The organism is Streptomyces sp. SID12501 (assembly GCF_010550245.1).
Lineage (GTDB): Bacteria > Actinomycetota > Actinomycetes > Streptomycetales > Streptomycetaceae > Streptomyces.
In genome coordinates this window covers 1-649 of the sequence record NZ_JAAGLU010000235.1, presented here as the reverse complement: position 1 = coordinate 649, position 649 = coordinate 1, and the positions used below count along the sequence as shown (strand labels likewise).

Annotated in this window: 1 protein-coding gene; it reads left to right on the top strand. The window is 72.3% G+C overall.

From position 1 onward, the window contains the following. The coding region (locus G3I71_RS45455) for a DEAD/DEAH box helicase (protein WP_164324793.1) at nucleotides 1-649 on the top strand (649 nt) is incomplete at both ends.

Below are 649 nucleotides of genomic sequence, written 5' to 3'. Positions count from 1 at the left end.
ACGGCGCAGGCCCGCGCCGACGTGGTGCTCCCGGCGATCGTCTACCCCGAGCAGCTGCCGGTCTCGGCGCGGCGCGACGAGATCGCCGCGGCCCTGCGCGACCACCAGGTGGTGGTCGTCGCGGGCGAGACCGGGTCGGGCAAGACGACGCAGATCCCGAAGATCGCGCTCGAGCTCGGCCGGGGCCGCGCCGGGCAGATCGGCCACACGCAGCCGCGGCGGATCGCGGCGCGCACGGTCGCCGAGCGCATCGCCGACGAGCTCGGGGTCCCGCTGGGCGGCGTCGTGGGCTACCAGGTGCGGTTCACGGACGAGTCGAGCGACTCGACGCTCGTCAAGGTGATGACCGACGGCATCCTGCTCGCGCAGATCCAGCGCGACCCGATGCTGCGAATGTACGACACGCTCATCATCGACGAGGCGCACGAGCGCAGCCTCAACATCGACTTCATCCTCGGGTACCTCACGCGGCTGCTGCCGCAGCGGCCCGACCTCAAGCTCGTCATCACGTCGGCGACGATCGACTCCGACCGGTTCGCACGGCACTTCGGCGCCCCGCCGAGCGACGAGCACCCCGACGGCGTGCCCGCCCCGGTGGTCGAGGTCAGCGGCCGCACCTACCCGGTCGAGATCCGGTACCAGCCGCTGT